The organism is Saccharicrinis sp. 156, from assembly GCF_050589685.1.
Classification (GTDB): Bacteria; Bacteroidota; Bacteroidia; order Bacteroidales; family Marinilabiliaceae; genus Saccharicrinis.
The window spans coordinates 21,232-27,603 of the sequence record NZ_JBNGOS010000058.1 but is presented as its reverse complement, the minus strand read 5'-3'; the positions used below and the strand labels follow the sequence as shown (position 1 = coordinate 27,603).

Sequence of the window (6,372 nt, the reverse complement as noted above, 5' to 3'; positions counted from 1 at the left end):
TCTTGCTAAATAAAATCGTTGAAAGTAATCGGGACAAGTTATGCCTCGTTTCAGTAAAGCCTTGTTTTATTGCACTTGCAGTGCTCATGACGAACCTCCAATACATAATCCGGGTTTAAACTTACTTGCCGCTTATTGTTTGCATTTTTTTCTTAAATCTATTCAGGGCTGATTCCAGATTCTCAATAATTTCACTTGCCAAAATATCTGGGTCTGGCAGATTATCCAAGTCGGTAAGACTTTTATCTTTTAGCCAGTAGATATCCAGGTTGGTTTTGTCTCTTGCCGGTATTTCTTTATAAGAGAATTTTCTCCAACGTCCATCCGGGGAGGCTGAGCCTGTTGAAGTCTCACTCCACGTTTCGGTGCGTTTATGTCTGTTACGGTGGAAGGTGTCGTTTCTCAGGAACTACTTTTCTTCAAGGTGAGTTGATTAGCGGCTAAAATCCAATCGCAAATTGGATATTCCGGGGTAAGTTGACCCCTTACATTTTAACTTGGGGAACCTTTTGGTTGTCGATTTGTGGGCATCTTGGTGCAGAACATGTCGCCAGGAAATACCACACCGGAAAGAGGTTTACGAGGAAAAACTCTATTTTAGCAGCAAATTATAGGTATATGTTACAAAATGTCCACAGAGGAAAACTTTAAAATAACGGATAGGGGATCTTATAAAAGGGTTTTCAATCTTTTTTATAAGGCATTGACATTGTTCGCCATTAAATATGTGAATGATAAAGATGACCGGGAAGATTTGGTGCAAGAAACCTTTGTAGCACTCTGGGAGAGCAGAAATCAATTAAGGTCGGAGTCTGCCATAAAATCGTATCTGTACACAACACTCAGAAACAAATGCCTGAATTACCTCCGTCATGCCGATACGGTGAACAAGTATGCCGAGAATTTTGAGCGGGATGAATATGATGCCGATTTTTCCAACGAAATCATTAAACAGGAATCCTTACGCCTTTTTTATCAAGCTATCGAACAACTTAACGACAATGCTAAAAAGGTTGTTTTAATGACCTTAGAAGGCTACAAGCGCGATGAAATTGCCGAGCAAATGGATTTGTCTATCGATACCATTAAGTACCACAAAAAAACTGCACTTCAGAAATTAAAAGAAATCCTGGGAGAGAATTTTTATTTGTTAATGTTGTTGAGTTAAAGGTTTAAAAAGAAACCCACATCATATTCAGGTAGCTAATAAGAATATTCCTTTTTTAAACCTTCGCTACTATTGAAGAATAAGCAATGACCACTGCCTGAAATTTTTTCTATAAATTTACTACCCTTTTTTTCACTCCATGTGTCTTAGTAATACTAAATGTTAAAGCATGGACCCATTTAATGACCATATCAAAATCGCAAAAACCATCAATAACCAGTTGTTGGGCACTATTTCGAACGAAGAGTTGGAATATTTGAACTCCTGGCGAAAGGTTGGTAAAAACGAAGCGCTTTACCAGGAAATAAAAGCTGGGATTCTTTCGGGAAGCTATAGGAATGAGTTAGAAAAGTTAGATAATGAAGTAGCCTGGAATCAAAACGAAAAACGTCTGGACAAGCAGTTCCGAAGGATTAGGATGTATAAAATTATGCGTATTGCAGCTGCTATTATTTTACTGTTAGCTGGAGCAACTACCTTATTTTATATTATTCAAACACCGGTAAATGAAAGTGCCGAAATTGCCCAGGCAATTACACCCGGAAAACCGCAGGCTGAATTGGTTTTGGCTGATGGTTCGGTAGTAGGACTATCTGATGGGGAAAAAGTAATCAACGAACACGGAGCCATTATCAAAACCAACAAAGGGGCTGTTGATTACCATTCGCAAAATGAACCTGTTGCATTGGCTGCCATGAATACCTTAAAAGTTCCGGTAGGTGGAGAATATAAGCTGACTTTGCCCGATGGAACGCAGGTATGGTTAAACTCTGTTTCGCAATTAAGTTACCCTGTTCAATTTTCGGGTAATCAAAGAAAAGTAATATTACAAGGTGAGGCTTATTTTCAGGTTGCTCATAATGCCAAAATGCCTTTTATAGTCGCCACCAATAAAGGGATGGAGGTAGAAGTGTTGGGGACCTCGTTTAATATGATGACTTATGATGACGAAGCCAATATGGAAACCACTTTGGTTGAAGGTTCGGTGCAGGTTAATTTAAGCAACAACAAATCGGTGCCTATCAAGCCTGGTCAGCAAGCCAGCTTTAACAAATCATCCATGGAGGTGGATGTAAAAGAAGTAGATACGCATTTGTATACCGCCTGGGTTGACGGACGTTTTATTTTCGAGAAGGAAGACCTGGAGAGTGTGCTGAGGAAATTAAGCCGTTGGTACGATGTTGATGTATTTTATCAGAACGTATCAGTTAAACACATACGTTTTTCTGCTGATGTTCGTCGATATGATGACGTCAACTCTTTACTCGATTTATTTGAGCAAGTATCATCAGTCGATTTCGAAATTAACGACAGAACCATTCTTGTAAAAGAGAAGAAGTAATAATCTATGGTTCTTCCCTTATCCTTAAGAATAGAGCCTGTCCCGCAGAATTTCCGAAGCAGTAATAAGCCGCAGGTATAGGGATGGGATTGTTCAAAACAAAATAAAACTCAGTGTCTTTGTGTCTCTGTGTTCATCAAAAACAAAATGGGGAATCGCCACAATTCCCCACTCAAATAAATACAGGTATCCGGCAAGATACCTAAGTCTAATTGATAATGTAAAATTATGAAAAAAACTTATTCTCTGAAATCTTATCTTGTAAGAGGTAAGACAAAAAAAACTTGGCTGATTATGAAAGCAATGTTCGTTTTTTTATTTGTTGCGATGATGCAGGTATCGGCAGGAGTCTATTCGCAGGAAACAAAATTCTCGATGAACCTGATGGATGTTAGCATTGATGAGGTTATCAAGGAAATTAAAAAAAGCAGCGAGTTCGACTTCGTGTTCGATTACGACCTGATCAGTAACCTGGACAAGGTGAGCGTGGAAATGGAAGGTGCTACAGTAAACGAAATATTAGATAACTGTCTGCAAGGCACCAATATTACCTATAAAATCCATGACCGTGTAATATTGCTTATGCCCGCAAAGCATAGACCTCAGCCGGTTGTTGAGCAGCAGGAGCCCGAAAAAATAACCATCAGCGGTAAAGTTACCGACGAAAAAGGGCAGCCGCTCCCTTTCGTAAATGTGTATATCAAAGGCGAAACGAAAGGAGTAATCACTGATAAAAATGGAGAGTACGCCATTGAAATAGAAGAAAAAGAAGGGATGATTTTGGTAGCATCGTTTATCGGGTTTGTAACCAAGGAGTTTGAAGTAGCGAGCCGTACCGAAATCAACATCATGTTAACAGGTGATATGACCGATTTAAGCGAGGTGGTGGTTACGGGTTATCAAATATTGTCGAAAGAGAGAGCAACGGGTTCGTTTTCGGTATTGAATAGCGATAATATTGCCAACAGTCCCAATGAAACAATCGGTGGCAACCTTGAGTCATTGGTGGCAGGTATTCAAACTACGATTGACGAAGATGGAAACACTAAATTTACCATTCGTGGCCAGACATCCCTTACTGGAGAATCAGATCCTCTGATTGTTGTGGATGGATATGCTATTGCTGAAGGGTTTGAGACGATTAACAGAAATGACATTGATCAAATTACTGTGCTAAAAGATGCAGCTGCAGCATCTATTTGGGGTGCTCGTGCTGCCAATGGAGTTATCGTGATTACAACAAAAAAAGGTAAGAAAGAAAAAGGCATACAAGTTAGCTTTGAGGCTTACACTAAAATTAGGGAAGACGTTGATTTGGATTACGCCAACCCTATTGCAGATTCAGAAACACAGCTGGAATACGAAATGTTGATGTGGCAGTTGGGTTACGCAACTCCTTCGTTCGATATTTCGAGTATCAATAACAGTATGACCAAAGGGAGTGGGTTGTTTCAACAACAGTTAAGAGAGTTTGTAGATAATGGTGGAAATATTGAAGATATTGTTTATAACATGAGCTCTCCTGAATTTCAAAAATTAAGAGGGCAATCTTATCAAGGTCAGGTTAAGGAACATATGCTTCGTAAACCAGTATCTCAAAATTACAACCTTACATTACGTGGCCAGGGAGAAAAGAACAGGTATTCTCTTTCGATGATGTACAACGATAATAAGCAGGTAATGAAAGAAGACAGGGACGATAACCTGTTAATAAATTTCCGTAATTCAATGGAATTAGCCGAATGGATAGATTTTGATTTCTCGGTAATGTCTCAATTAAAAAACACCTATAGTGGTGGGGTTGGTTTAACAGAAATTAAAAACTTATCTTCTTATGAATTGCTGTTAGATGAAAATGGGAACTACAACGATATCAACAGTAGTCTCAATAGTCCGTATAGTGTATTAAATAACGAGATCGTTGGGCAACTGCACGAAATTAGCGATGGTTGGGCTTATGACGATATGACCTATAATCCCTTGCAAAACATGCGTTCGCAAGATTTTAGAACCAAGGCTTTCAACACTCGGTTGAATGCAGGGTTAAATATTAAAATTGCTGACGGTATTAAGTATAGTGCAGGCATGCAATACGCTCATGGCGATATTGATGTTAAAAAGAGATATAAAGAAGACTCTTATTTTGTACGTAATAAAGTAAATAGTTATATGGTTACTGATTTTACCGCTTTTGAAGAAGGAACCCACCAAACTATTAGCGAATATCAAGTGCCCAAAGGAGAGATGGCATATATCGAGAATATCCAAACCAGAGCTTATTTAATCAGAAACCAGTTTTCGGTAAATAAAGATTTTGGTGATCATGGTATTAATTTTATTGCAGGTACCGAATTAAACTGGAACGAAGCAGAATCGAACAATGATTGGTTATACGGTTATAACCACGAAAAATATACAACGGATGTTCCTTCGGCTTATACAAATCTGGAAAGAGCATTTTATGCAAGTACAGGAAGTCTGGCAAGAGGAGGCACCCTGACCTATAACACTCAAAAGTTCTTTTCTTTATATTCAAACATGGCATATACCTATAAAGATAAGTATACGCTTAGTGGCAGTGTTCGCACCGATGCCTCCAATATTACGGTTAAAGACTCCAAGTACAGATATGCTCCATTTTGGTCTGTTGGTGGTAGCTGGCAAATAGGTAAAGAAGAGTTTGCCAAACAGTTTGGTTGGTTAAACAGGGCTATTTTGCGCACTACTTACGGAGTTAACGGTAACATTCCGTTAGGAACTGCCCAGGTTCCTTTAATCAGTTACTTAGATGGTTCTTACGGATTAGGCTCGCTTGGAGCAGGTGTTGATCATGCATCCATCAACGACCTTGGAAACCCTACTTTAGGTTGGGAGAAGGTTAAGCAATTAAATATTGCAATGGATTATGCCGTATTCGGGAATAAATTATTTGGGAGTATTGAGTATTATAATAAAAAGAGTGAGGACTTAGTTGCTCAGGTTTCTCTGCCTTCTATTGCCGGAACAAGTGCCCAGGCATTTAACGTCGCTGAAATGGAAAACAAGGGAATTGAGATAAACCTGAATGCAAAGGTTAATATTACCAAAGAATTAAAGTGGACACCGGTAGTAAACTTTGCTTATAACAAGAGTATGGTGAGTAAAGTTAATGTAGCCGATTTGCAGTTAAGTAATTTAAGGTATTCTACACCTTATGTTGAAGATTATGCATACCAACCTGTATGGTCGTATAAACTAACAGGAGATGTTAATGAGTTTGGCATTCCTCTAATCATGGGAAAAAATGATGTGGAATATCCCGCTAACGTTAATATTTCATCAACCGGGGTTTATGGTCCGGATGTAGTGTGGTACAGAGGAACAAAAATAGCCCCTTATGTAACATCACTTACCAACGAGTTTAAATTTAAAGGATTTAGTTTACTGGCTACTTTAACAGGTAAGTTTGGACATTACATGTACAACAACAGCTTTAATTACACGACCAGAACGGATGCCATGAACTTTCATGAAGATCTTGAATATTTAATGGATGGTCAGGCGGATGAAATTGGAATGTTCCCTGTTCCTACAGAAGCTATCTCTGGAATTAGCACCTATTATTCAACGTCACAATTATTAGAGTCTAGAGTTGAAAAGGCTGATTATATCCGCTTAAAAGAAGTAATGCTTTCTTATAACCTTCCTAATTCAATTATCTCCAAACTGGGCGTTTCAAACATTAGGTTATATACTCATGTAAGTAACGTTGGATTGTTATGGACTGCCAATGACTTGGATATTGATCCGGAATACCCTAAAGGGTTAAGCTTTTTTAAACCGGAAAGAACATACACATTTGGTGTAAATGTTAACTTTTAAA

3 protein-coding genes are annotated in these 6,372 nt (G+C 38.5%); all 3 read left to right on the top strand.

The features are described 5' to 3' along the window. Positions 1-628: 628 nt before the first annotated feature. The 3 genes from ACRD64_RS23445 to ACRD64_RS23435 all read left to right on the top strand — a co-directional run bounded on the left by ACRD64_RS23445 (position 629) and on the right by ACRD64_RS23435 (position 6,371). Positions 629-1,168 (top strand): RNA polymerase sigma-70 factor, encoded by a 540-nt coding sequence (locus ACRD64_RS23445; protein WP_430936719.1) that lies wholly within the window; start codon positions 629-631, stop codon positions 1,166-1,168. A gap of 169 nt (positions 1,169-1,337) precedes the next feature. After that, positions 1,338-2,510 carry a FecR family protein gene (locus ACRD64_RS23440; protein ID WP_430936717.1) on the top strand — a complete coding sequence of 391 codons (1,173 nt, stop codon included), beginning with the start codon at positions 1,338-1,340 and terminating at the stop codon, positions 2,508-2,510. 294 nt (positions 2,511-2,804) lie between these two features. After that, positions 2,805-6,371 carry a SusC/RagA family TonB-linked outer membrane protein gene (locus tag ACRD64_RS23435; protein ID WP_430936715.1) on the top strand — a complete coding sequence of 1,189 codons (3,567 nt, stop codon included), beginning with the start codon at positions 2,805-2,807 and terminating at the stop codon, positions 6,369-6,371. Position 6,372 lies beyond the last annotated feature (1 nt).